A 24,412-nucleotide genomic window follows, 5' to 3' on the forward strand; every position below is an offset into this window, starting at 1 on the left:
TGGTTGAGGAGTAACTGACTATGCAACGCTACTCGGGCTTCGGCCTTTTCAAGCACTCGCTGAGCCACCATGAAAACTGGCAGCGCATGTGGCGCACGCCGACCCCGAAAAAGGTCTACGACGTGGTGATCGTCGGCGGCGGCGGGCATGGCCTGGCCACGGCCTACTACCTGGCCAAAGAACACGGCATCACCAACGTTGCGGTGGTCGAGAAGGGCTGGTTGGGCGGTGGCAACACCGCCCGTAACACCACCATCGTGCGTTCCAACTACCTGTGGGACGAGTCGGCGCACCTCTACGAACACGCCATGAAACTCTGGGAAGGCCTGTCGCAAGACATCAACTACAACGTGATGTTCTCCCAGCGCGGCGTCTACAACCTGTGCCACACCCTGCAGGACATGCGCGATTCGGAGCGTCGGGTCAGTGCCAACCGGCTCAACGGTGTGGACGGCGAACTGCTCAACGCCCAGCAAGTGGCCGACGAGATTCCGTACCTGGACTGCTCGAAGAACACCCGCTACCCGATCATCGGTGCCACCGTGCAGCGCCGCGGCGGTGTTGCCCGTCACGACGCCGTGGCCTGGGGCTTTGCCCGCGCTGCCGATGCCTTGGGCGTGGACCTGATTCAGCAAACCGAAGTCACCGGTTTCCGCAAGGAAAATGGCGTGGTCATCGGGGTTGAAACCAGCAAGGGCTTCATTGGCGCCAAGCGGGTCGGTGTGGTCACCGCCGGTAACTCCGGGCACATGGCCAAGCTCGCCGGCTTCCGCCTGCCGCTGGAGTCGCACCCGCTGCAAGCACTGGTGTCCGAGCCGATCAAACCGATCATCGACAGTGTGATCATGTCCAACGCCGTGCACGGCTACATCAGCCAGTCGGACAAGGGCGACCTGGTGATCGGTGCCGGTATCGACGGTTGGGTTGGCTACGGCCAGCGCGGCTCGTACCCGGTGATCGAACACACCCTGCAGGCCATCGTCGAGATGTTCCCGATCCTGTCCCGTGTGCGCATGAACCGGCAGTGGGGCGGCATCGTCGATACCTCGCCGGATGCCTGCCCGATCATTTCCAAGACCCCGGTCAAGAACCTGTTCTTCAACTGCGGTTGGGGCACCGGTGGCTTCAAGGCCACGCCGGGTTCAGGCAACGTCTTTGCCGCCAGCCTGGCCAAGGGTGAAATGCACCCGCTGGCTGCGCCTTTTTCCATCGACCGTTTCTACAACGGCGCACTGATCGACGAACACGGCGCTGCCGCTGTCGCCCACTAACAGGAGAACCTGACCATGTTGCACATCTTCTGTCCCCACTGTGGCGAGCTGCGCTCCGAAGAGGAATTCCACGCCGCTGGCCAGGCGCACATCCCGCGCCCGCTCGACCCGGATGCCTGCACCGATGAGGAATGGGGCACCTACATGTTCTTCCGCGACAACCCACGCGGCCTGCACCACGAACTGTGGATTCACGCCGCCGGTTGCCGCCAGTACTTCAATGCCACCCGTGACACGGTGACCTACGAAATTCTGGAAACCTATCCAATTGGCGCCAAGCCACAAGTGACCGGCAAAAACACCAGCCCGCAGTTGGCAGTCAGTGGTCAGGGAGAAAAGGTATGAGCCAGGTCAATCGCCTGTCCAACGGCGGTCGTATCGACCGCAGCAAAGTCTTGAACTTCACCTTCAACGGCCAGAGCTATCAGGGCTATGCCGGTGACACCCTGGCGGCCGCGTTGCTGGCCAACGGCGTGGACATCGTCGGGCGCAGCTTCAAGTACTCGCGCCCTCGCGGGATCATCGCCGCCGGTGCCGAAGAGCCGAACGCGATTCTGCAGATCGGTGCCACCGAAGCCACCCAGGTGCCGAACGTGCGCGCTACCCAGCAGGCACTGTATGCCGGCCTGGTGGCCACCAGCACCAATGGCTGGCCGAGCGTGAACAACGACGTGATGGGGATCCTGGGCAAGGTCGGCGGCAAGCTGATGCCACCGGGCTTCTACTACAAGACCTTCATGTACCCGCAGTCGTTCTGGATGACCTACGAGAAGTACATCCGCAAAGCGGCCGGCCTGGGCCGTTCGCCGCTGGAAAACGACCCGGACACCTACGATTACATGAACCAGCACTGTGACGTGCTGGTGGTTGGCGGCGGCCCGGCTGGCCTGGCAGCGGCCTTGGCGGCTGGCCGCAGCGGCGCCCGGGTGATCCTTGCCGATGAGCAGGAAGAGTTTGGCGGCAGCCTGCTCGACACCCGTGAAAGCCTCGACGGCAAGCCTGCCGCGGAGTGGGTGGCGGCCGCCGTGGCCGAACTCAAGGGCATGCGCGAAGTGACCTTGCTGCCACGGGCCACCGTGAACGGCTACCACGACCACAACTTCCTGACCATCCACGAGCGCCTGACCGACCACCTGGGCGATCGCGCACCACTGGGGCAGGTGCGTCAGCGTATCCACCGCGTGCGTGCACGGCAGGTGGTGCTGGCCACTGGCGCCCACGAGCGTCCGCTGGTGTATGGCAACAACGATGTGCCGGGCAACATGCTGGCTGGCGCCGTGTCGACTTACGTACGCCGCTACGGCGTGGCACCGGGCAAGAAACTGGTGCTTTCGACCAACAACGACCACGCTTACCGCGTTGCGCTGGATTGGCTTGATGCCGGGCTGACCGTCGTGGCGGTGGCCGATGCCCGTCATACACCGCGCGGTGCGCTGGTAGAGGAGGTGAGGGCACGGGGGGTTCGTATCCTGACGTCCAGTGCCGTCATAGAGACGCGAGGCAGCAAACGGGTCACCTCGGCGCGTGTTGCGGCCATTAATGCGAGAGCCTTTAGCGTGACCAGCCCAGGCGAGTGGCTGGAGTGCGACCTGGTGGCCAGTTCGGGCGGCTACAGCCCGGTGGTTCACCTGGCTTCGCACCTGGGTGGCAAGCCGGTCTGGCGTGAAGACATCCTCGGCTTCGTGCCGGGCGATGCCCCGCAGAGACGCGTCTGCGTCGGCGGCGTGAACGGTGTCTACAGCCTCGGCGATACCCTGGCCGATGGTTTTGAAGGCGGTGTACGGGCTGCAACCGAAGCCGGTTTCAAGGCGGTCACCGGCGTACTGCCCAAGGTGCTGGCGCGCCATGAAGAAGCTACTGTGCCGCTGTTCCAGGTGCCGCATGACAAACCCACGGCACGGGCACCGAAGCAGTTCGTCGACCAACAGAACGACGTGACGGCCGCGGCTATCGAGTTGGCCACCCGCGAAGGTTTTGAGTCGGTCGAGCACGTTAAACGCTATACCGCGCTGGGCTTTGGTACCGACCAGGGCAAGCTCGGCAACATCAACGGCCTGGCCATCGCCGCCCGTTCGCTGGGTATTGGTGTGGCGCAAATGGGCACCACCATGTTCCGTCCGAACTACACGCCGATCACCTTCGGTGCGGTGGCGGGCCGGCATTGCGGTCACCTGTTCGAGCCGGTGCGCTTCACCGCGCTGCATGCCTGGCACGTGAAAAACGGTGCCGAGTTTGAAGACGTCGGCCAGTGGAAACGGCCGTGGTACTTCCCGCGCAAAGGCGAAGATATCCATGCCGCCGTTGCCCGTGAGTGCAAGGCGGTGCGTGACAGCGTCGGCCTGCTCGACGCCTCGACCCTGGGCAAGATCGATATTCAGGGCCCGGATGCCCGTGAGTTCCTCAACCGCATCTACACCAACGCCTGGACCAAGCTGGACGTGGGCAAGGCCCGTTACGGCCTGATGTGCAAAGAAGACGGCATGGTCTTCGACGATGGTGTCACGGCGTGCCTGGGTGAGAACCACTTCCTGATGACCACCACCACCGGCGGCGCGGCACGCGTACTGCAGTGGCTGGAGATCTATCAGCAAACCGAATGGCCAGACCTGAAGGTGTACTTCACCTCGGTCACCGACCACTGGGCGACCCTGACCCTGTCCGGGCCGAACAGCCGCAAACTGCTGTCGCAGGTCACCGATATCGACCTGGACAAAGACGCCTTCCCGTTCATGAGCTGGAAGGAAGGCAAGGTGGGCGGGGTGCCGGCGCGGGTCTTCCGGATCTCCTTTACCGGTGAGCTGTCGTACGAAATCAACATCCAGGCCAACTACGCCATGGGCGTGCTGGAGCAGATCGTCGAAGCGGGCAAGCCCTACAACCTGACCCCGTACGGCACCGAAACCATGCACGTACTGCGGGCCGAGAAGGGCTTCATCATTGTCGGCCAGGACACGGACGGCTCGATGACCCCGGACGACCTGAACATGGGTTGGTGCGTCGGGCGGACCAAGCCGTTCTCCTGGATCGGCCGTCGTGGCATGAACCGTGCGGACTGCGTACGGGAAAACCGTAAACAGCTGGTCGGCCTCAAGCCGGTCAATCCGACCCAGTGGCTGCCTGAGGGGGCGCAACTGGTGTTCGATCCGAAGCAACCGATCCCGATGGACATGGTCGGTCACGTGACCTCCAGCTACGCCGCCAACTCGCTGGGCTATTCGTTCGCGATGGGTGTGGTCAAAGGTGGCCTCAAGCGCATGGGCGAGCGCGTGTTCTCGCCGCAGGCCGATGGCAGCGTGATCGAAGCGGAGATCTGTTCAGCGGTGTTCTTCGACCCGCAAGGCGAACGGCAGAACGTTTAAGGATTGACGCGCACGTGTGGCGCCGGCGCGGCCGGCCCCACACGGATCGCCCTACAGCATTTGATATTTCAGGCAGGTTTGAAATGAGCGCAATCAACGTTTACCAGCAACACCCAGGCAACGCCGCCAAGGCGCAATCGCCGCTGGCCCACGCCGACTTGCCGAGCCTGGTTGGCAAGGGACGCAAGAACGCCGGTGTCACCCTGCGCGAGAAGAAGTTGCTGGGCCACCTGACTATTCGTGGCAACGGCCACGACCCGGCCTTTGCCGGTGGTGTGTTCAAGGCCATCGGCCTTGAGCTGCCCGTGGCCCTGACCGTGGTCGCCAACGGCGACATGTCGCTGCAGTGGCTCGGCCCGGATGAGTGGCTGTTGATCGTCCCCGGTGGCCAGGAGTTCGCCGTCGAGCAGAAACTGCGCGACGCCCTCAAGGACCAGCACATTCAGGTGGTCAACGTCAGCGGTGGCCAGACCCTGCTGGAACTGAGCGGCCCGAACGTGCGCGAAGTGCTGATGAAGTCCACCAGCTACGACGTGCACCCGAACAATTTTCCGGTCGGCAAAGCGGTCAGTACGGTGTTTGCCAAGTCGCAACTGGTCATCCGTCGCAGCAGCGAAGACACCTGGGAACTGCTGATTCGTCGCAGCTTCTCCGACTACTGGTGGCTGTGGTTGCAGGATGCAGCGAACGAGTTCGGTCTAAACGTTATAGAGTGATGGTTTCGTGGATTAACGTCGCTCCTGCAGGGCATTTCAAAATCCCTGCAGGAGGGCGTTTATCTGAAAAAGCTACACCATCGTAGTACTTCGATCTTGAGAGGCTTATGCGGTTCTACTCTCCAAAAACTGGGCTTGCAGCGCTACGTGGTTTTGATCTATCGGCCGACGCGATCACGATACTGCCAACGGCTGCCGACTATCGACGTTGTCTGCTTGAACATATTGCCTCTGCTCAGCAACGCATCTACATCACCGCCTTGTACCTGCAGCAGGACGAGTCCGGTCAGGAAATCATCGACGCCCTCTATCAAGCCAAGGCGGCCCGTCCAACGCTGGATATCGTTGTGGTGGTCGACTGGTTTCGCGCGCAGCGGGGTTTGCTCGGGGCAGGCAAGCAACCAGGCAACGCGGCCTGGTACCGCGCCGAACGAATGCGTCGCGAGGTGGACGTGCCGGTCTATGGCGTGCCCATACAAACCCGAGAACTCTTCGGTGTGCTGCATTTGAAAGGCAGCATCATCGATGACTGCGTGATCTACAGCGGTGCCAGCATCAGTAACGTCTACTTGCACAAGTTCGACAAGTACCGCCTGGACCGCTATCACGTACTCCGCAACAAACCGCTGGCCGACTCAGTGCAGACGTTGATTCAAAACGCCTTGCTGGGCTCCAGAGCGACGCATCGACTGGATGTGCCCGCGCCACCCAGATCACGCACTTTGCACCGGGCCATCAGGGCATTTCGGAGTCGCCTCAAGCGTGCCGCCTATGATACGTCGGCAGGGAGCAGCGAGCATGGTGGGCTGCGGGTGATTCCGCTGCTGGGTGTTGGCAGGAACAACCCCCTGAACCGAGCCCTGTGCCAATTGGTGGCCACCAGCCAAAAGCGCCTCACACTCTGTACGCCCTATTTCAACCTTGCGCCGGTGCTGACGCGCGAAATCGAACGTGCGCTCAAGCGTGGTGTCACCATTGACATCATCATCGGCGACAAGACCGCCAATGATTTTTTTGTCCCACCCGAAGAGCCGTTCACGTTGAGCGCTGCGCTGCCTTACTTTTATGAAAGCAAACTGCGTGGTTTCGCCCGCAAGCATCATGAGGCCATTGCCCGTCATCAGTTGAATCTGCAATTGTGGAAAGACGGCAATCACAGTTTTCACTTGAAAGGGGTGTGGGTAGACCAACGCTATACCCTCTTGACCGGCAATAACCTGAACCCCCGTGGGTTCCGGCTGGACCTGGAAAATGCCTTGCTTATCGACGACCCCAAGGCTGAATGGGCAATGCAGCGTGATGAAGAGCTTGCACAGCTCTCACGCCATACCACACGGGTTGATAGCTACTCGGCATTGGACTCCCTCACCGATTATCCGCCGAAGGTGCGTACGTTGTTGCGGCGAGTCAGGTATGCCCGGATTGGACGGTTGTTGTATGGCATGCTTTGAACGTCGGCCCCAACCCATCGGTTCGCACATGTACAGCCACATCGCGTGCCCTTGATGTGGCTGTAGCATGTCCGCCTGGGTTATGGCGCGATCACAATCGGCGTGCCATTCGGTACCCGTGACCAGATCTCCCGCACTTCTTCGTTGGTGACGGCGATGCAGCCGTTGGTCCAGTCCCAGCGTCGATGCCACTCGCCGATCCCGCCCCAGCCATTGAGCAGGCCGTGGATCATGATGTTGCCACCCGGCTCGACATTGGCCGCGGCAGCCCGTTGCTTGTCTTCGGCATTCGGATAGGAAATGTGCAGGCTCAGGTGGGCAATCGATTGTTCGTTGCGCCAGTCGATGGTGTAGCGGCCTTCAGGGGTGCGCTCGTCGCCTTCGGCCTGCTTGTGGCCGACCGGGTTCTTGCCCAGGGAAATGTTGTATTCCTTGAGCACCACGCCGTCTTTGAGCAACTGCATGCGCTTTTGCGCCTTGTAGACCATCAGGGTGTCGGCCTGCTCGCTTGCTGTCGCCATGTCAGGCGCAGTGCCGGAGCCATAGCGCATGGCGTAGCGCGTGTAACCGTAGGCCGCCATCGCCAGCACACTGACAACGACAAGGCTTTTCAACAGCAGGGAACGCATAGGGTAAACACTCCGTGTGAAGCATCCTGAGATGCTGGCTCCATGGGCCACGGGTGTTGCACAGGTACCCTGGCCCTGACCGGTTGATTCCGGCCGGGGCGCATTCTGCCGAGGGTTGGGCCGTGACGCAAACCTGTGGCCGCTGCACGGCCCCCGGCTTGCGACTCAGCGCTTGCCGAAGATCTTGCCGAGCATCTCGGGCGCTGGTGCACCTTGTTGTTGCTGCAGTTGCTGATTGTCGTCGAGGTAGAAAATCGCCGGGGTGGCTGACAGCCCCAGTTCATCCATCAGGGCCATGTTGGCGTCGAGCTTGGCCTGTACCTCGGCCGGGATGCTCGGTAGCCCTTTGAGGGTGCTGGCCTTGCCGGCCTTTTCATGTTGTTGCAGGGCGCTTTGTGGGTCGTTGCTGGCCAGCAGTGCCGCCGATTTCGCCGGGCTGTCTTCGCGGATGATGCCGACCATGATGTGCCGCAACTGCACCTTGCCGGATTCGACCCACGGCCGCGCCTGCTGCCAGAACAGGTTGCAGTAGGGGCAGTTGGGGTCGCTGAACATGTAGACAATACGCGGGGCATCGGCCTTGCCATCGGCGATCCAGCTGGCTTTGTCCAGTTTTGCCCAGATCGCTTTGGCCATCGGTGCGTAGACCAGCTTTTCCAGCGGCTCCAGGCTCAGGTCCTTGCCTTGCTCATCGAACAGGCTACCGACCAGCACGTGCTTGCCGTCGGGCGTCAGGTACAGAGCCATACCGCGGTTCTGGTACTCGGCGGCGAAACCCCGCATGCCATTGGGCGCGTCGAATTCACCTTTGATGGTTGCGCCTTTGGCCTCGATCTTCTGAATGGCCATGGGCAGTGTTTCGGCATGCACGGCATACGTCGGCAGCAAGCCGAGCCCCAGGGCCAGGCTGAAGGCGAGTGTGGCAGGCATTTTCATGGTGTGTTCCTTGTTGAAACAGTGGAGGCGGCGTTGGCGCGCTCAAAGGATTCCAGGGCGTGGCTCAGGCTGGCCCTGGACAGTTCGCCCAGGTGGCTACCGTGCAGGCGGCCGTCGGCGGTGTAGAACAACGTGGTGGGCAGCGCCATGGAGCCCACTTGCTGGCCCAACTGACCGCCTGAATCGAACAGTACATGGGACAGGTTCAGGCCAGTGGTTGCCAGAAAGTTACTCACGGTTTGTGGCGACTCCCCTTGGTTGACGAACAGAAACAGTACGTCCTGACGTTCTTGCTGGGCGTGTTGCAACACCGGCATTTCCCGTCGGCAGGGCGGACACCAGGTGGCCCAGAGGTTGATCACCAGCGGCTGCCCACGGTAATCGTTCAGCGCCACCGCACGGCCTTGCGCATCGCGCAGGCTGATGGGCGGTAATTGCGTGTTCTGTTCATACAGGTGGCTGGCGAGGCTTGTCAGTGCCCAGAACAATCCACCACTCAACAGCCCCCAAGCCAGTGGCGTGCGCAGCCGTGGCTTTCGCCAGCCCTGCCAGAGCGCGCCCAGCAGCACCGCGACAATCGCTGGCCAGAGCAGAAAGCCGCCATCGCGAATATCGACGATTTGCAGTGGGTCTTCCTGGTAGATCGACCAGTAGTGAATGACAAATGCCAAGCGTGCTACCAGTACACCCAGCAAAAACAGGTTGAACAGCGTTGACTCGGGGTTGTCGCCGTTGCGTCGTGCCACCCGCCAGCCGACCAGGGTGGCGATGGCCAGTGCGCCGAACAGCAGCAGGTGCTCGAGGCCAACAGCCAGTGGCCCGATATTCACAGTCAGCATCAGCCTTGGCTCCGGGTTTCAGACCAGTGTTGCAGGAAGTTCAGCGCATCGATTTCACCGGTGATGCGCCGTGCCCGGCGTTCGTCGCCCTCGGGGCCGATCCAGATCAGGCTGGGTGGGCCAGGTACCGCATAGCGCTTGAGCAGTTCACGGCTGGGCGGGGCGTCGGCGGTAACGTCCAGGCGCAGCAAGCGTACGCCGTTCAGCGCTGCCAGCACATCGTCGCGTGCGAACACCTGTTTCTCCATGACCTTGCACGACACGCACCAGTCAGCGTAGTAGTCCAGCAGCACCCATTGCCCTTGTGCGGTGGCGGCGTCCAGCTCTCGCTGCAGGCTCGCCGGGTCGCTGACGGTGGTGAAGGCATCGGCGCGGGTTGCCTGGGCTTCAGCGTTGCTGGCACCGGTATAAGGCTCCAGTGGTCGCCAGGGATCGCTGCCACCGGCTGCTGCACCGACCACCATAAGGCTGCCCCACAGCCCGAACAGCAGTGCCAATGCCTGTAGCGGGCGTTGGGCCTGCAAGGTTGTCCAGGCGGCCCAGCCCAGGGCGATCAGCCAGGCACCGGCCAGGCCCAGCCACAGCGTCGGGTCCAGCACGGCCCGCAGGGTGTAGAGCGCCATGGCCAGGAACACAAAGCCGAAGAACCCCTTCACCCGCTCCATCCAGGCGCCTGGTCGCGGCAGGTAGCGGTTACCCAGGGTGACCAGCAACAGCAAGGGCAGGCCCATGCCAAGGCCGAGGGCAAACAGCACCAGTGCGCCCTGCACGGCATTGCCGCTTTGCGCGATGTAGAGCAATGCGCCGGCCAGCGGTGCGGTCATGCACGGCCCCATCAACAGGCCCGACAGGGCGCCCAGCAACGCAGCACCATAGAGGTTGCCGCCACGGGTGTTATGCCCGGCCCGTTCAAGGCGATCACGCAGCCAGGCGGGTAACTGCAACTCGAAGGCGCCAAACATTGGCAAGGCCAGTACCACGAACAGGGCTGCCAGGCTGCCGAGCAGCCAGGGTTGTTGCAGCCATGCCTGAAGGTTGGCGCCCAGCAGGGCAGCAATCACACCCAGGCCGGCGTACACCAGGGCCATGCTCAGTACATACACCGCCGCCAATGCCCAGCCACGGCGAGCGCTGGCGCCGTTACCCAGCACCAATCCGGCGAGGATCGGCAGCATGGGCAGGGAGCAGGGGGTAAACGCCAGCAGTACGCCCAAGCCAAGAAAGGCCAGCAGGCTCCAGAACAGCGTACCGTGTTGCAGGTCGCCGGCCAGGGCCTGGTCGCTTGCCTGTTCGCGCCCTCGGTCAACGGCATCGGCAGGGGTGAGGGCCACCGTAGAGGTTTGCGGTGGGTAGCACAGGCCGGCGTCGGCGCAGCCTTGCCAGCCGACGCGCAGTTGGCCACTGGCATGGGCTGGCAAGATCAGTTCAAGTTCACCTCGGTACACCGGGCTTTCACCGAAGAACTCGTCTGTGTGGGTTTGTGCCGCGGGCAGCGCGGGGTGTTGTTCAGTGGGCAAGCCATCGAATTTCAGGCGCTTTTGATACAGGTAATAACCGTCGGTGATCTGCCAGTGCAGGCGCGTCTGGCCAGAGTCGAGCCGTTCGCTGCTGAACACGAAGGCTTTGTCGACCGCCAGGAAGTCCGGTTGAGCAAACGGCTTGGCGAAAGGTTGGGCCAGGCTCAGGTTGCTGAACAGTACCAACAGGGTCATCAGAAAAACGCGCATATCAGGTCCTTGTCAGCGCTATCACTCATTCAGCTTGCCGCCGGGTGATTAACCCAAAGTTAACCGGCTGCAGAAACGGCCGTCGCCCGATGCGCGACGGTTCGAGGCTGACGCGGCATAATCCTCGGTTAATCCGCCTGCCCTTCAATAGGCCTTTTATGATCGAGACTGACCATGCACGTATTGCTTTGCGAGGATGATGACCTGATCGCCAGCGGTATCGTCGCCGGGCTTGGCGCTCAAGGCCTGACGGTCGACCGCGTAGCCAGCGCGGCTGCGGCCCAGGCCATGCTCCAGGCCGCCAGCTTCGATGTCATGGTCCTCGATCTGGGCCTGCCCGATGAAGATGGGTTGAAACTACTGCGCCGTCTGCGTCAGCAGGGTGAGACCTTGCCGGTGTTGATCCTCACCGCACGGGACGCGGTCAGCGACCGGGTCGATGGTCTGCAGGCCGGCTCCGACGACTACCTGCTCAAACCCTTCGACCTGCGTGAGCTTGCCGCACGCCTGCATACGTTGATGCGGCGGATGGCGGGGCGTGCGGTGAACATCATCGAGCACGGCCCCTTGAGTTACGACCCGAGCAGCCGCGAAGCCCGCCTGGGCGGGCAGCCGGTGGACCTGTCCCGGCGTGAGCAGGCCTTGCTCCATGCCCTGTTGCATAACCGTGGCCGTGTCTTGTCCAGCGAACAACTCAAGGACAGCGTCTACGGGTTCGGCGATGAAGTCGAGAGCAATGCGTTGAACGTGCATATCCACCACCTGCGGCGAAAACTGGGCAGCGGCATTGTCGAAACCGTACGTGGGCTGGGCTATCGCCTGGGGCCCGCCCAACTGCCTGAAGAGGCGGCGCGATGAGCCTGCGTTTACGCCTTAGCCTGATTCTCGGCACGGCATTTGTCGTGATCTGGGCGTTTGCTGCTGCCTGGATGCTGCGCGACCTGCGCCAGCAAATGATGTTTTCCCTTGATCAGCGGCTAGTCGCTTCGGCGCGAATGGTGGCCGGCCTGATCGACCAGTTGCCGCAACCGTTGACCAGCAAGGGCGAGGGCACGCAGCTGAGCGCGGACCAGCTGAGTATCCCCGATGGCATGGCCTGTCAGGTCAGTTCCCTGCGTGGTGAGATCCTGGCGCGCAACCACAGCCACGGCGAGCAACCTCTGGATGACGACCGGGTCGGCTTTCATGATCAGATGATCGACGGCGCATCCTGGCGCAGCTTTACCTTTGCCCGTGGCGATGTACGTATTACCACCGCGGACCGTCATCAAGAGCGTGAAGCCTTGAATCGCTCGATCCTGCTGGCCGCGTCGGCACCGGTGCTGGTGGCCTTGTTCGGCACCCTGGGCCTGCTCTGGCTGGGCTTGGGCAGGGGCCTGGCGCCGCTGAACCGCATGCGTGATGCCTTGCGTAAACGCAGCCCCGATTCACTTGAGCCGCTGCAGCTACGGGCCATGCCCAGTGAGCTGCAACCGTTGCTGGAAACCCAGAACCAGCTGTTTCTGCGCATTGGCCAGACCCTCGAACGCGAGCGCAGGCTGACCGACGATGCCGCCCATGAACTGCGCAGCCCGCTGACAGCGATCAAGACCCACTTGCAGGTCGCGCGGATGACCGATGGTGCGGTCCGTGAACAGGCGCTGGAGCACGCCGAGCAGGGCGCCGATCGCATGCACCGTACCCTGGAGCAATTGCTGCTGCTGGCGCGGGTAGAGGGCAGTCTGTCGTTCGACGATGGCGTGCAATGCAACGCCGAACATGTCGCACGGCAGGCGATTCAGGACATCGGCCAGGAGGGCGCCAGGCGTATTGCGCTGCACCTGGCCCCAGGAGCGGGCGAGTTATACCTGGACATGCCATCGCCCCTGGCGGTCGCGGCATTGCGCAACCTGCTGGAAAATGCGCTGCGCCACACCGTTGGCAGTGCGCCGGTGGAGTTGCAGGTGCAAGTGGACGGTGAGCGTGTCGGTTTCAGGGTGCGGGACCACGGGCCGGGTATTCCGGCACAGCACCTGGAGTACCTGACCCAGCGCTTCTGGCGCACTGGCCAGAGCGATGGTTGTGGCTTGGGCCTGGCGATTGTTCAGGCGATTGTCCAGCGTTGTGCCGGCTCGCTGGATTTCGACAGTCGCAGTGATGGTTTGCGGGTGTTGTTGCAGATTCCCCGCCGCGTGTAAGCGGTGATAGCATGCGCGCCCCATGACTATCCAAGACTTCCACCAGCGGCTCGCCGCCCTAGGCGCCAAGCCCGTGCATATCGGGCGTATCACCCGTGCCTGGCTGCGCGGCGTGCCGCTCGACACGGGCACCCGTCGCCAGAAAACCGAAGACTTCCTGCCCTTGAGCGTGCGGCAGGCACTGCCACAGCTGAGCGCCGAGCTCGATGGCCTGGCGCGGCTCAGTGCCGAGCACCCCGGTGGCGATGGTTCGGCGCGCCTGCTGGTGGAGCTGGCCGACCGACAGCAGGTGGAAAGCGTATTACTGCCACGCGGTGGTTTGTGCGTGTCCAGCCAGGTGGGCTGCGCGGTGGGTTGCGTATTTTGCATGACCGGTAAAAGCGGCCTGCTGCGGCAACTGAGCACCGCCGAGATCCTGGCGCAGGTGGCACTCGCCCGGCGTTACCGTGCAGTCAAGAAAGTGGTTTTCATGGGTATGGGCGAACCCGCTCATAACCTCGACAACGTGCTGCAGGCTATCGACCTGCTGGGAACTGAAGGCGGCATCGGCCAGCGTAACCTGGTGTTTTCCACCGTGGGCGACCTGCGCGTGTTTGAGCGCCTGCCGCAACAGCAGGTCAAGCCGGCGTTGGCGTTGTCGCTGCACACCACCAATGCGGCGCTGCGCCAGCAGTTACTGCCCCGCGCGCCGCGGATCGACCCAGAAGAACTGGTCGAGTTGGGCGAAGCCTATGCGCGGCAAATCGATTACCCGATTCAGTACCAGTGGACGTTGCTCAAAGGCATCAACGACAGCCAGGAAGAAATGGACGGGATTCTGCGCTTGCTCAAAGGCAAGTACGCGATCATGAACGTGATCCCCTACAACAGCCTGGAAGCCGATGAGTTCCAGCGGCCTGACGCGGACCGCATCGAGCAGATCATGCGCTACCTGCACAGCAATGGCGTGTTGACCAAAGTACGCAACTCGGCGGGGCAGGACATTGACGGTGGTTGCGGCCAGTTGCGGGCATGGGCGGCAGACCTGATGCAGCGCAAGCGTGCGCATGCATCACCGTCGCTGCTGCTTGCTGGTGAGCGATAGTGAAAATTCGCTGTTTCAAGTAGGACATTTCCCAAGCATACTTTTCCGGCGTTCTTGCCGTTGTGCCTGTCATTGGTGCGGACTAGTCTTGCCGAGTCGTTGCCCATTCAACGACCGGATTTAGCAGTCCGAACATGAAGTCAGGCGCAACACGCCTCCATAGTCATTGCAACGCTTACGTCTGCGATGCTGCTCTATGGCGGCTGTGCGTGGGGCACCCTCGGGTGCGCCGGGTACCTGACTTCCCGGTCTGCTAACCCGCGTACAGCTGCCACCTAACTCGTTTAGCAGCGATTCGTGGCAGCTCCACTGAAAGTCAGGAGTTGCGCCATGATCAAGCTCACGCCCGATCCCCCCGTATTGCGTGTTCGTCAGGACCTTCCTTCAGAGGTCGCCTTGCTGCATGCCTACAAACACCTTGCATGTGCGGTTGCGGCCACGCGACAAGCCCTTGAGCACAGTGGCTCGCGGGCCGAGGTATTGATTCAAGGCGTCTTCCACCAGGTTGAAGTGGCTAAAGAACTGGTTGAGGTTTCGCTGAAAAACCTTCGGCATTAGCGTAAGGCTGTCAGCAGCCCGCGATCTGCGGGCTTGCCCATAAATCCCCCAAGGGTTGGATTTGTGTCCAACTTCTTGGGGGCAGTCCAAGGGGTAGGAGCGGGCTTGCCCGCGATGGCATCAACACGGTGCCAGTGAGTCCGCGGCGCCCGCATCGCAGGCGAGCCTGCTTCTCACAAAATCCTCGAGTGCTTTTTACGGCCCTTTCGATCAATTTCGGAAGCGTCCTACATCCATCCCGTGGCTTGATTTGTTAGCGTCCGTGCCTCGCAGCAGCCACCGGGGGACCAGGGATGTTCTCAGCCGCCAATCACGCGCACTTCAGCCTGACGATCGATGACCTTCAGCACGACCTTCAGGTGCTGTCATTCACCGGCACGGAAGCCATCAGCACACCCTATGCCTTTGACGTGGCCTTGGTCAGCGAGCGCGCAGACCTTGAGCTTGAAACCTTGCTGCACAAGCAGGCTTTCCTGGCGTTCAACGCGCAGGGCGCTGGCATTCACGGGCAGGTTTATCGCGTGTCGCAGGGCGATGCGGGCAAGCGCCTGACCCGCTACAGCCTGAGGCTGGTGCCGCAACTGGCCTACCTCGGGCTGCGCCGCAACCACCGGATTTTCCAGCAGCGCACGCTGGCGCAGATCATCGCCCAGGTGCTTGAGGAACACGGCATCCTCAGCGATGCCTACCAACTGCACCTGGAAAAGACCAGTACCCCACGGGAGTACTGCGTGCAGTACGGCGAGTCCGACCTGCACTTTCTGCAGCGTCTGTGCTTCGAGGAGGGCGTGAGCTATACCTTCCGGCACAGCCGCGCCGGGCACACGGTGGTGTTCAGTGACCACCAGACCTTTTTCCCCAAACTCGGCCAGCCCACCCCCTACCAACAGGACAGTGGCCTGGTGGCCGACGAGCCGGTAATCAGCCGTTTCAACCTGCGCGTGGAAGCGCGCACCCGGCGCACGTTCTGGCGCGACTACGACTTCGAGAAATCCAGCTTCGTGCTCGAGGCCGAGCGTCAGGCTGATACGACCTACCCAGAGCCGAACCCGGAGGATTACACCTACCCCGGTGGTTTTCTGCAGGGCGAGGAGGGCAAGCGACTCAGCCAGCGCGCCCTGGAACGCCACCGGGCCGAGCACCGGGTCGCCGAGGGCCGAAGCGACCAGCCGAGCCTGGTGACGGGCCATCTGCTGGAGCTGTCCGGCCACCCGTGCCAGGCCTGGAACGACCTGTGGCTGCTGACTGAAATTCAGCATGAAGGCAAGCAACCGCAAGTGCTGGAGGAGAGCATGACTGCCGACTGCGCGGCGGCGGATGACGGCTTCTCGCAGGGCTATCGCAACCACTTTAGCGCCACCCCCTGGGACGTGTTCTACCGTCCGCAGCAGGCGTACCACAAGCCCCGTGTACTGGGCAGCCAGACGGCCCGGGTCACCGGCCCGAAAGGCGAAGAGGTCTATTGCGACGCCTATGGCCGGGTCAAGGTGCAGTTCCACTGGGACCGTGAGGGCCAGCACAACGACCAGAGCAGTTGCTGGCTGCGGGTCGCCTCGGGCTGGGCCGGCAATGGCCATGGCAGCGTCAGCATTCCGCGGGTGGGCATGGAGGTATTGGTGGTCTTTCTGGAGGGCGACCCGGACCGTCCGCTGGTCAGCGGTTGCCTACCCAATAGCCTCAACCCGGTGCCCCATGCCTTGCCGGCGAACAAGACCCGCAGCGTGTTTCGCAGCCGCAGCACACCGGGTGGTGGTGGCTACAACGAACTGCATGTGGAGGACCGCAAAGGCCACGAACTGATCTACCTGCGCGCCCAGCGAGATCTGGAACAGAAGGTCGAGCGTGACAGCCGGCTGGAGGTGGGCGGTGAGTACGCGGCCCGGGTCGCGGGCAACAGCATCACGGTACTGGAGGCGGAGGAGCACCACACGGTCAAGGCGGATCGCAAGGTGCAGCTCAAGGCCAATGAGTACCTGGAGGTGGAGGCCAGCAGCCACACTCGGGTTGGGCAGACGCTGGCGACAGAGGCAGGGCAGGAGGTGCACCTCAAGGCGGGCGCGAGGATGGTCCTCGACGCAGGGGTAAGCCTCACGCTGAAAGCCGGTGGCCAGCACATCGTGATTGGCGCGGGCGGCATCTTCAGCAGCAGCGAGATTCAAGTGGGCGGCGCGCCAGTAACGGGCACGGCAGTGGCCTCGGCACAGGCAGAGCAGGTAGAGGCATTGGTGGCCATGGCACTGGATTCACAGCAGCAGGCGCTGCAGCGAGCGGCGCAAAAAACGGCGGGTGTCTGTGCCATATGCCAGAAGCTGGCGGCGCTCAAAGCATGAGCGGCGCTTACCTGTTGCTCGACAGCCTGCAGATTCAGCACCTGCCTACACGCCTCGCACAGCTGGCACCTGATGCCCCGATGCACCTGTTGTACCTGAACACGGCGTATGCCGACCTGATCGACTGCAGCCCGATACTGATCCCGGTTGTGCCGGACAGCGACCTGGCGCGCACCTTTGCCATGACCTGGCGAGCCAGTGCCGGCCTCTGGCTGGAAACCGACGTGGATGAGTATGAACTGCTCGAACACCTGCGCAGCCTGGTACACGTGCGGCTCGATGGCGGGTGCAGCGCGTTCTTCCGTTACGTCGACCCGCGTATCGCTCGCTTGTGGCTAACGGGCCTGACGCCTGCCGCCCGTGATCGGGTAATGGGGCCGATCCGCTGTGTTCAACTGCCTGAGGCCGATGGCAGCGAATTACGGATTACCCAGCACAACCCCGAACAACCCAGTGCCCGTTACGCCAGCACACCCTGGCTTCACCTGAGCAGCGAGCAACTGGCACATATCGTTCAAGCCCAGCGGGAGGGCTTCGATCATCGGCTTGTCGAGCACGGCCTGCGCCATTTCCCCGACTGCTTCGAGGGCCTGGATGAGCCAGCTCGGCGTCAGTGGGCAATGGCCTGCCGCCGCAGTGCCGAGCGCCAGGGGTTCAGCGCGGAAGACGAGGTGATGTGCTGGGTCGCGCTTTACGCCCGGTTTGGCGAGGCATTTCCCGATGGCCCGGAGCACGGTGTGTACCGAAAGCGCCTGAAGGAGCCAGGCCTGCTGCCTGAACAGCGCTTGAGCAACCTGCTGACTGAATTGTCCCAACACCCCCTCCACCATAAGGAGCGCATGGAATGAGCGCCGAAAAGAAAGCCTATGTCTGCCAGCTGGCCAATGCTGAGCGGGACGCCAGGGCTCATCCCCATGTCGACATCAACAGCCCGGTCGAGCTTTGCCAAGCCTCGCAGCCCGAGATCTTTGTCGTTCCGGTGCGCTACGCCCTGGCCGAGGAGTGGGCCAGCCACCCATGCTGCGACCCTGGGGTTGTGCCGCAAAGCCATGCCATGGCGGCGCGCCGCCTGCGTTGCGGTTACCTCTACCTGTGGCACCAAGAAGGCCCGCTCAAGCGCTATGCGGTGGCCGACAACGGCCTGTTGCTGGAGCAGTCGCTCCACGACGCGCCTGGCCGTGTGTCCAGCGGCACCCTTGTCGGCCTGGCGCTGGATAAACACCACGACGCCTGGATGAGCTTTACCGAACACCCCATCGGGCCTGAACAGTGTGCCCGGCTGAGTGAACGCAAAGTGCGCGACCGGCACATGCGCCACCTGGATCTGCGGCAAGTGGCCGACACCCTGCAGGCGCCGCATTGCCCGCCCTGGGAACACGCCGACCAGGTGCTCGCCGAGCTACTGCCCGAGAGTTATCTGCGGGCACTGGCCATTGAATATCAGCGCACGGAGTACGCGCAGCACGCCGAAATCCTCGGCGATCAGATGATCGCGGCACCCACACCAGCCAGCATCAAGGCCTACACCGATGCCATGTACCACAACCAGGAGCGGGCCAAGGCGGCGGAGCAGTACGCCGAAGTGAGCGCCGACACCCCGCCCACCGGTGAATGGAGCGCCGAGCGCTGGGACGCCCTGCAGGTCAAGGACTGGCTGGCGACCATCCACGCCCAGGCCAAGGCCCTGTACCGCGTGTTCGCCTGCCTGGACGATGAGCTGGGCGTGCTGCGCGACATCAACCATGAGCAGGAGCAGGTGCAAACCCGCCATGAGCAGTGGACCCAGGACAACACCCTGCGCCTGAGTGTGGGGGGCTTTGTTCGCAGCCTGATCACCGAGGATGCCGCGGAAGTGGCGGGCCGGCTGCGTTACGTTTACCACAAGAGCAACGACAGCGGCCCGGGCCGGGAAATCGAGTTCAGCACCGAGCAGGGCGACATTCTGCTCAAGGCTCACCGGCGCCTCGACGAGTTGCTCAAGGAAGAACAACTGATCGAACAACAACGCGGGCACACCTACAGCTCCCGGCAGGCGGATGAAAAACTCTGGGCGCTGCGCGAGCAAATCGCCGAGGCCACCGCCCCGGTTCGTGCTTTCATTCCGATTGACCTGTACAACGAAGTCGAAACCCTGGTTAGCCAGTACCGCGCTGAAAAAGTCACCCACCTCACGGAGCGGGCGGGCGCCCGGGTCGAGGAATACATCGACCTGCCGGCCCTGAACACCTGGCTCGACCACACCGCACCGGCCCACTACGCGCAGATCAACGAGCGCCATACGCTGCTGTATGCCGACCGCGACCTGTATTTAAAGCGTCACCACCGTGCGACCTGGTGGGTCGATTATGACGACAGCGGCACCCGTGCCTGGCTCGACCGCCTGGCCACCGCCTGCCTCAGCGCCCAGTGCCTGCACGACAAAGGCGCCGAACAATACGCCGACTATGTCCGCAGCCCCGACCCCGGCGTGCTGCGCCAGTTGTTCTTCGCCTGGAGCCCAACCCTGGAAGCGGCGCTGAACAGCGCCACGCGCCACAGCGAGATCCTCGGCGCCCTGGCCCAGGAAAACCGCAGCAACGCCTATGAAGCGCTGGCCAAGGCCCTGGCGCCGCTGAGCCGGGCGGTCCTGGACGATATCGGCGCGCGGGCCAGTAACCCCCATGGCGAGTGGAACACCCTGGTCAAACGCCTCGGCGCGGCCTTGCTGCGGCTCAGGGGCAAGGAAGCCATGGCCCTGAGCCCGACCTGGAACAGCCTGCTGGTGGCGATCAAGCTGGGCACGGGGGCCGGGGCGCGCTGGGGCATGGAAGCTGGCAAACCGGTACTGCGCCTGTTTGGTGACTCGGCCGAGGAACTGTGGCGCTGGGCCCAGTCGACCGGGCGGGCCATTGGCCTGGGGCAACCGGCGGGCATCTTCAACAGCAAGGTGGTGCAAAACAGCGGCGGCTTGATCGCCCTGATGGTGCTCCTGCTCAACAGCTGGAATGCCAATAGCTACCTGAGCCAGGCCAGTGCGCTGGAGGGGATGGACAAGCAGCGGATCAACGACACGATTTCCGCGACGCTGTATGCCGGGGCGGCGTTGACGGCGGTGGTGGATATGCAGATTCGGAAGGGGTTGGGGGTTAAGGAGTTTGGTAGGGGGAGATCGATGGCTCCAGTCCTAACGCTGTTTGGTGGTGTTATTGGTGGGTTGTCATTTTATGCAGCATTTAAAGAATTCAGCTCACTACAAACGCAACTGGAAAACTCCCACAACTCTATAGATCCGTGGCTGGACATGCGCCACTCCGTCGTTGGCGCTCAAGTGGCGGTTTTCGGCACCCAAGCATTACTCGGTGTAGCCTATACCGCCAGGGCTATCGCCGGTGTCATGACCGTCGATGCCGCAATTGCGGGTTTTTCACTCTGGATGGGACCTGTCACGATCCTGATCGCCGGGCTGGGTGTGCTGTACCTGATCGCCTGGTTTTTCCAGCAAAAGCCCTTGCAGGCCTTTCTCGCCAACTGCTGCTGGTCCAAACGGCGGGCGCGCGACCTGGGGCCCGTTTCGCCCGAAGCGCAGCAGCAGGAGTTCGCCCAGCTGTACTGCCTCCTGTATGCGCCGAAGGTCAGTGTTGAGGTGCTCAACACGCTGACCTATTCAGCCCATCCCTACATTAAACGCAGCCTCTCGGTCATCAGCAGCCTGACTCTTGACCTGCCGGGTGCGGAGCCCCACAGCACCTACCTGGCGCTGGCCATGATCGGTGACCCGATCGATCGTGATACCTGGGATATGCAACTGGAGATGAACCCACTCAGCACCGTGGCACCGCCGCGCTTATGGTGCGATGTCGGTAAGTACTGGCTGGCGGAAAGCCGCTGCAGTTGGATACCCCACCAAGAGGGGCATGGCCTGCGTTTGCACGGTGAGTTTCGCCTGTCGAACAACCTCAGTTCAAACCCCGCCAGTGTTTCGCTGCGCGTGTACTACCGGACACCACTGATCTCGCTGCTCGGCGAGGGCGCCTTTGTCGGCGGCGAACGGGGCGTGGCCTTTACCATCACCCATCAAGATGGCGTCGTCGCCCTGCGTGACGATCCTACTCCCGGTTTGGACAGTGCCCGGCATTACCTGTTGAGTGACCAGCAGCAATGCTCGCGCTACCTGCAGCCGACGTGGCGAAAATGAGTAGACCGGCAGCCGGTACAACCCAAAAACGCTTGTTCTCACAACGTGATTACCTGGCACCCCTGCCGATCCCGACCGGTGAACCGCCGGCGGATGTACTCAACACCATCTGGCGCAAGAATGAGGTGTTTCTCGATATTGGGAGCTACAGCATTGGATCAGGGGTGATGGTCATATGGCCCCTTGCGATGATGTTTCTGATTATGGGGTATTACTCTTGGGATGATGACCTCTGGTACATCTTCGCTATCGGAGCAGGACTCATCGTTGGTGTTCCATCATTTATTTTGATCCAAAGCCTGTTCCGTCCTGTCCCCTTGCCGTTGCGCTTCAATCGCCAACGCCGCGAGGTCTGCGTTCCCCGCGAAGACGGCGAATACTGGATTGTGCCGTGGGAATCGGTGACCGCAGCAGCCGTCCAGCATTCGACCGTCAGCCAAGGGGGCCGAATGGAAATGGGGCTGTTATTCATCGGCTTTGACAACCCCGATCCAAATGCACAGGAAGGCAACCAGCATTTCAGTCTGGGTTTCAACTGTGGCGGCGGTACTACGGCGATGGCCTTGTGGGAGTGCATGCGCAGTTACATGGAAGTCGGGCCGCAGGCAGTTCCTGATAGTCGGGTTGGGGAAATACCTTATGAAAAGACGCAAATAGGCTCAATCGTCACCAGCTTGCGTAAAGGTGATGTGTTTGATGTGTTGCACGGGATATTTTTCATCACCGTCTTTGGAACCTGGTTGGCAGAAAAAGCACAGAACCTGAAATTGTCTGCACCACCGGACCTGCCGTACCCCGAAATCAGCGAATGGTCAAAACCCTTGCCACCCGAACAGTGGGCCAAGCGCTCACCTGAACTGGAAGCGGCCATTGCTGAGCGTGAGGCGGAGCTGGCGGCAAAGTTGGTGCCTGCCTCGTACCGGGAAAATGATGAGTAGACCCGCAGCCGGTACGACCAAAAAGCGCCTGTTCTCACAACGTGACTACCTGGCCCCCCTGCCGATCCCGACCTGTGAACAGCCGGCGGATGTGCTCAACACCATCTGGCGCAAGAATGAGGTGTTTCTCGATATTGGGAGCTACAGCATAGGGGCGGGGGTGATGGTTTTGTGGCCCATGATAATGCTGTATCTAGGCTTGACGCTTGGGTTTAGAAATATTGCGCCAGACTTCAGTTTAATCATGTTGATTGGTGGAGGCATTATTACGGGTATCCCCGCACTGATCATGATCCACGGCCTGTTCCGTCCAGTTCCCCTGCCATTGCGTTTCAATCGCCAGCGTCGCGAGGTCTGCGTCCCTCGCGAAGACGGTGAGTACTGGATTGTGCCGTGGGAATCGGTGACCGCAGCAGCCGTGCAGCATTCGACCGTCAGCCAAGGGGGCCGAATGGAAATGGGGCTGTTATTCATCGGCTTCGACAACCCCGATCCCGATGCACAGGAAGGCAACCAGCATTTCAGCCTGGGTTTCAACTGTGGCGGCGGTACCACGGCGATGGCCTTGTGGGAGTGCATGCGCAGTTACATGGAGGTTGGGCCGCAGGCGCTACCTGAAGCCAACGACTTTGCAGGTGCCCGCGCAAGGCTTAAAGGGCGAAACGTCTTCTGGGGCGAATGTTGCAATTACATGGATGGCATTCGCGAGTATGCCGTCACTGGGCGCATGCACAAGGCACTATGGCTGGTGTTTGCCCTGTTCGTGTTCGGCGCGCCGTTGGCCTTCATGCTGCAAACCTGGAAGCTCTCACCCCCACCGGACCTGCCGTACCCCGAAATCAGCGAATGGTCAAAACCCTTGCCACCCGAACAGTGGGCCAAGCGCTCACCTGAACTCGAAGCAGCCATTGCTGAGCGTGAGGCGGAGCTGGTGGCGAAGTTGGCATCTGCGTCGAGCCGGGAACGGCATGAGTAGATCCGCAGCCGGTACGACCAAAAAGCGCCTGTTCTCACAACGTGACTACCTGGCACCCCTGCCTATCCCGACCGGTGAACCGCCGGCGGATGTACTCAACACTATCTGGCGCAAGAATGAGGTTTTTCTGGATATTGGGAGCTACAGCATTGGATCAGGGGTGATGGTCATATGGCCCCTTGCGATGATGTTTCTGATTATGGGGTATTACTCTTGGGATGATGACCTCTGGTACATCTTCGCTATCGGAGCAGGACTCATCGTTGGTGTTCCATCATTTATTTTGATCCAAAGCCTATTCCGCCCAGTCCCCTTGCCATTGCGTTTCAATCGCCAGCGTCGCGAAGTCTGCGTCCCTCGCGAAGACGGTGAGTACTGGATTGTGCCGTGGGAATCGGTGACCGCAGCGGCCGTCCAGCACTCGACTGTCAGCCAAGGGGGGCGAATGGAAATGGGGCTGTTATTCATCGGCTTTGATAGCCCCGATCCCGATGCACAGGAAGGTAACCAGCATTTCAGCTTGGGTTTCAACTGTGGCGGCGGTACCACGGCGATGGCCTTGTGGGAGTGCATGCGCAGTTATATGGAAGTCGGGCCACATGCAGTTGTTGACCGTACCGCTCGGTTTCATCGCCCCAAGGGCATCCTGGCAACATATATCGACGACTGTTTTGAGGCCGCAAAGCGTAAGGGCTGGTTTTTGACGCTGCTGTGGGAAGGTTTTTTCGGCCTGTTTATTTTCAACACACTGCTGATTGATGTGTTGGAACGCTGGAAGCTCTCACCCCCACCGGACCTGCCGTACCCCGAGATCAGCGAATGGTCAAAACCCCTGCCACCCGAACAGTGGGCCAAGCGCTCGCCTGAGCTGGAAGCGGCTATCGCTGAGCGTGAAGCGGAGCTGGCGGCAGCGGCCTTGTAACAACTTTCGGAAGCGTCCTACATCCCTCCAGAAGGCCATCTGCTAGCGTTCGAACCCTTCGTATTCGAGGCGCTACGGCAGGCGCGAGCATGCCGTTTACTGCTACTGCAAAAAGGACAGGGACTGTTTGCAACCACCCATCACGTGCGATGCGGTCAGGCCTTCAGTCGCCTGGGCACGGCTCTCAGGTGTTGACCTTTAGCGACAGTCGGGGTGCAAAAAATACGGGCGTGAGTGAAGCACGGCCAGAAAAGCCAGGTGAGGGATCAAGTGTTTTTTGCCGGAGGGATTGCTTTGGATGATGGGGTCAAGCACAGCGCAGCCG

General features: G+C 61.8%; 19 protein-coding genes. 15 read left to right on the plus strand and 4 right to left on the minus strand.

The window, feature by feature from the left end; genetic code table 11:
* Nucleotides 1–20 precede the first annotated feature (20 nt).
* From CS390_RS08105 to pssA, 5 genes are all read left to right on the plus strand, one after another.
* Nucleotides 21–1,271 carry a sarcosine oxidase subunit beta family protein gene (locus CS390_RS08105; protein ID WP_099773990.1) on the plus strand — a complete coding sequence of 417 codons (1,251 nt, stop codon included), beginning with the start codon at nucleotides 21–23 and terminating at the stop codon, nucleotides 1,269–1,271.
* A 15-nt stretch (nucleotides 1,272–1,286) separates the two neighbouring features.
* Nucleotides 1,287–1,616: a sarcosine oxidase subunit delta gene (locus CS390_RS08110; RefSeq protein WP_099773991.1), complete on the plus strand. Its 330-nt coding sequence runs from the start codon at nucleotides 1,287–1,289 to the stop codon at nucleotides 1,614–1,616.
* Complete coding sequence (locus CS390_RS08115) at nucleotides 1,613–4,630, plus strand: sarcosine oxidase subunit alpha (RefSeq protein ID WP_099773992.1); 3,018 nt, start codon at nucleotides 1,613–1,615, stop codon at nucleotides 4,628–4,630. The genes CS390_RS08110 and CS390_RS08115 overlap by 4 nt, the downstream gene beginning before the upstream one ends.
* A gap of 83 nt (nucleotides 4,631–4,713) precedes the next feature.
* Nucleotides 4,714–5,346 carry a sarcosine oxidase subunit gamma gene (locus CS390_RS08120; RefSeq protein WP_099773993.1) on the plus strand — a complete coding sequence of 211 codons (633 nt, stop codon included), beginning with the start codon at nucleotides 4,714–4,716 and terminating at the stop codon, nucleotides 5,344–5,346.
* A gap of 107 nt (nucleotides 5,347–5,453) precedes the next feature.
* Nucleotides 5,454–6,797 (plus strand): CDP-diacylglycerol--serine O-phosphatidyltransferase, encoded by a 1,344-nt coding sequence (gene pssA / locus CS390_RS08125; protein ID WP_099773994.1) that lies wholly within the window; start codon nucleotides 5,454–5,456, stop codon nucleotides 6,795–6,797.
* Between the two features lie 80 nt (nucleotides 6,798–6,877).
* Here pssA and CS390_RS08130 read toward each other — a convergent pair whose 3' ends face one another.
* The 4 genes from CS390_RS08130 to dsbD form a co-directional block, all read right to left on the minus strand.
* Entirely contained in the window at nucleotides 6,878–7,426 is a 549-nt protein-coding gene (locus tag CS390_RS08130; RefSeq protein WP_177442393.1) for a murein L,D-transpeptidase family protein, read from the minus strand.
* A gap of 165 nt (nucleotides 7,427–7,591) precedes the next feature.
* Nucleotides 7,592–8,356: a thiol:disulfide interchange protein DsbG gene (dsbG, locus tag CS390_RS08135; protein ID WP_371918258.1), complete on the minus strand. Its 765-nt coding sequence runs from the start codon at nucleotides 8,354–8,356 to the stop codon at nucleotides 7,592–7,594.
* Between the two features lie 2 nt (nucleotides 8,357–8,358).
* On the minus strand, nucleotides 8,359–9,201 hold the full coding sequence (locus CS390_RS08140) for a TlpA disulfide reductase family protein (protein ID WP_099773996.1): 843 nt from the start codon (nucleotides 9,199–9,201) through the stop codon (nucleotides 8,359–8,361).
* Nucleotides 9,201–10,913 (minus strand): protein-disulfide reductase DsbD, encoded by a 1,713-nt coding sequence (gene dsbD / locus CS390_RS08145; RefSeq protein WP_099776581.1) that lies wholly within the window; start codon nucleotides 10,911–10,913, stop codon nucleotides 9,201–9,203. The genes CS390_RS08140 and dsbD overlap by 1 nt, the downstream gene beginning before the upstream one ends.
* A gap of 189 nt (nucleotides 10,914–11,102) precedes the next feature.
* Between dsbD and CS390_RS08150 the strand changes: the two genes are divergently transcribed.
* The 10 genes from CS390_RS08150 to CS390_RS08195 all read left to right on the plus strand — a co-directional run bounded on the left by CS390_RS08150 (nucleotide 11,103) and on the right by CS390_RS08195 (nucleotide 24,087).
* The gene (locus tag CS390_RS08150; protein ID WP_099773997.1) at nucleotides 11,103–11,786 is read left to right on the plus strand and encodes a response regulator; all 684 of its coding nucleotides are present in this window, start codon (nucleotides 11,103–11,105) and stop codon (nucleotides 11,784–11,786) included.
* The gene (locus CS390_RS08155; RefSeq protein ID WP_099773998.1) at nucleotides 11,783–13,105 is read left to right on the plus strand and encodes an ATP-binding protein; all 1,323 of its coding nucleotides are present in this window, start codon (nucleotides 11,783–11,785) and stop codon (nucleotides 13,103–13,105) included. Before CS390_RS08150 ends, CS390_RS08155 begins: the two co-directional genes overlap by 4 nt.
* A 22-nt stretch (nucleotides 13,106–13,127) precedes the next feature.
* Nucleotides 13,128–14,189, plus strand: a complete 1,062-nt coding sequence (locus tag CS390_RS08160; protein WP_099773999.1) for an RNA methyltransferase — start codon at nucleotides 13,128–13,130, stop codon at nucleotides 14,187–14,189.
* Nucleotides 14,190–14,519: 330 nt separating this feature from the next.
* Nucleotides 14,520–14,747, plus strand: coding sequence for a hypothetical protein (locus CS390_RS08165; RefSeq protein WP_065761686.1), 228 nt, complete (start codon nucleotides 14,520–14,522; stop codon nucleotides 14,745–14,747).
* 293 nt (nucleotides 14,748–15,040) lie between these two features.
* Nucleotides 15,041–17,077, plus strand: coding sequence for a type VI secretion system tip protein VgrG (locus tag CS390_RS08170; RefSeq protein WP_099774000.1), 2,037 nt, complete (start codon nucleotides 15,041–15,043; stop codon nucleotides 17,075–17,077).
* Nucleotides 17,074–17,925, plus strand: coding sequence for a DUF4123 domain-containing protein (locus CS390_RS08175; protein WP_157767124.1), 852 nt, complete (start codon nucleotides 17,074–17,076; stop codon nucleotides 17,923–17,925). The genes CS390_RS08170 and CS390_RS08175 overlap by 4 nt, the downstream gene beginning before the upstream one ends.
* Complete coding sequence (locus CS390_RS08180; RefSeq protein ID WP_099774002.1) at nucleotides 17,922–21,251, plus strand: toxin VasX; 3,330 nt, start codon at nucleotides 17,922–17,924, stop codon at nucleotides 21,249–21,251. The genes CS390_RS08175 and CS390_RS08180 overlap by 4 nt, the downstream gene beginning before the upstream one ends.
* Nucleotides 21,248–22,189 (plus strand): DUF6708 domain-containing protein, encoded by a 942-nt coding sequence (locus CS390_RS08185; RefSeq protein WP_099776583.1) that lies wholly within the window; start codon nucleotides 21,248–21,250, stop codon nucleotides 22,187–22,189. Before CS390_RS08180 ends, CS390_RS08185 begins: the two co-directional genes overlap by 4 nt.
* Nucleotides 22,182–23,165 carry a DUF6708 domain-containing protein gene (locus tag CS390_RS08190; RefSeq protein ID WP_099774003.1) on the plus strand — a complete coding sequence of 328 codons (984 nt, stop codon included), beginning with the start codon at nucleotides 22,182–22,184 and terminating at the stop codon, nucleotides 23,163–23,165. The genes CS390_RS08185 and CS390_RS08190 overlap by 8 nt, the downstream gene beginning before the upstream one ends.
* Nucleotides 23,158–24,087 (plus strand): hypothetical protein, encoded by a 930-nt coding sequence (locus CS390_RS08195; RefSeq protein WP_099774004.1) that lies wholly within the window; start codon nucleotides 23,158–23,160, stop codon nucleotides 24,085–24,087. The genes CS390_RS08190 and CS390_RS08195 overlap by 8 nt, the downstream gene beginning before the upstream one ends.
* Nucleotides 24,088–24,412: the final 325 nt, after the last annotated feature.

Origin of the sequence: Pseudomonas sp. HLS-6, from assembly GCF_002753995.1 — a bacterium.
GTDB lineage: Bacteria > Pseudomonadota > Gammaproteobacteria > Pseudomonadales > Pseudomonadaceae > Aquipseudomonas > Aquipseudomonas defluvii.

What these genes read in the sequence shown, in the direction of transcription:
- pssA (WP_099773994.1), top strand. Translation starts at nt 5,454, where the DNA reads ATGCGGTTCTACTCTCCAAAAACTGGGCTTGCAGCGCTACGTGGTTTT.
- CS390_RS08110 (WP_099773991.1), top strand. Translation starts at nt 1,287, where the DNA reads ATGTTGCACATCTTCTGTCCCCACTGTGGCGAGCTGCGCTCCGAAGAG.
- CS390_RS08105 (WP_099773990.1), top strand. Translation starts at nt 21, where the DNA reads ATGCAACGCTACTCGGGCTTCGGCCTTTTCAAGCACTCGCTGAGCCAC.
- CS390_RS08165 (WP_065761686.1), top strand. Translation starts at nt 14,520, where the DNA reads ATGATCAAGCTCACGCCCGATCCCCCCGTATTGCGTGTTCGTCAGGAC.
- CS390_RS08150 (WP_099773997.1), top strand. Translation starts at nt 11,103, where the DNA reads ATGCACGTATTGCTTTGCGAGGATGATGACCTGATCGCCAGCGGTATC.
- CS390_RS08140 (WP_099773996.1), bottom strand. Translation starts at nt 9,201, where the DNA reads ATGCTGACTGTGAATATCGGGCCACTGGCTGTTGGCCTCGAGCACCTG.
- dsbD (WP_099776581.1), bottom strand. Translation starts at nt 10,913, where the DNA reads ATGACCCTGTTGGTACTGTTCAGCAACCTGAGCCTGGCCCAACCTTTC.
- CS390_RS08180 (WP_099774002.1), top strand. Translation starts at nt 17,922, where the DNA reads ATGAGCGCCGAAAAGAAAGCCTATGTCTGCCAGCTGGCCAATGCTGAG.
- CS390_RS08175 (WP_157767124.1), top strand. Translation starts at nt 17,074, where the DNA reads ATGAGCGGCGCTTACCTGTTGCTCGACAGCCTGCAGATTCAGCACCTG.
- CS390_RS08115 (WP_099773992.1), top strand. Translation starts at nt 1,613, where the DNA reads ATGAGCCAGGTCAATCGCCTGTCCAACGGCGGTCGTATCGACCGCAGC.
- CS390_RS08120 (WP_099773993.1), top strand. Translation starts at nt 4,714, where the DNA reads ATGAGCGCAATCAACGTTTACCAGCAACACCCAGGCAACGCCGCCAAG.
- CS390_RS08170 (WP_099774000.1), top strand. Translation starts at nt 15,041, where the DNA reads ATGTTCTCAGCCGCCAATCACGCGCACTTCAGCCTGACGATCGATGAC.
- CS390_RS08195 (WP_099774004.1), top strand. Translation starts at nt 23,158, where the DNA reads ATGAGTAGATCCGCAGCCGGTACGACCAAAAAGCGCCTGTTCTCACAA.
- CS390_RS08155 (WP_099773998.1), top strand. Translation starts at nt 11,783, where the DNA reads ATGAGCCTGCGTTTACGCCTTAGCCTGATTCTCGGCACGGCATTTGTC.
- CS390_RS08130 (WP_177442393.1), bottom strand. Translation starts at nt 7,426, where the DNA reads ATGCGTTCCCTGCTGTTGAAAAGCCTTGTCGTTGTCAGTGTGCTGGCG.
- CS390_RS08190 (WP_099774003.1), top strand. Translation starts at nt 22,182, where the DNA reads ATGAGTAGACCCGCAGCCGGTACGACCAAAAAGCGCCTGTTCTCACAA.
- CS390_RS08160 (WP_099773999.1), top strand. Translation starts at nt 13,128, where the DNA reads ATGACTATCCAAGACTTCCACCAGCGGCTCGCCGCCCTAGGCGCCAAG.
- CS390_RS08185 (WP_099776583.1), top strand. Translation starts at nt 21,248, where the DNA reads ATGAGTAGACCGGCAGCCGGTACAACCCAAAAACGCTTGTTCTCACAA.
- dsbG (WP_371918258.1), bottom strand. Translation starts at nt 8,356, where the DNA reads ATGCCTGCCACACTCGCCTTCAGCCTGGCCCTGGGGCTCGGCTTGCTG.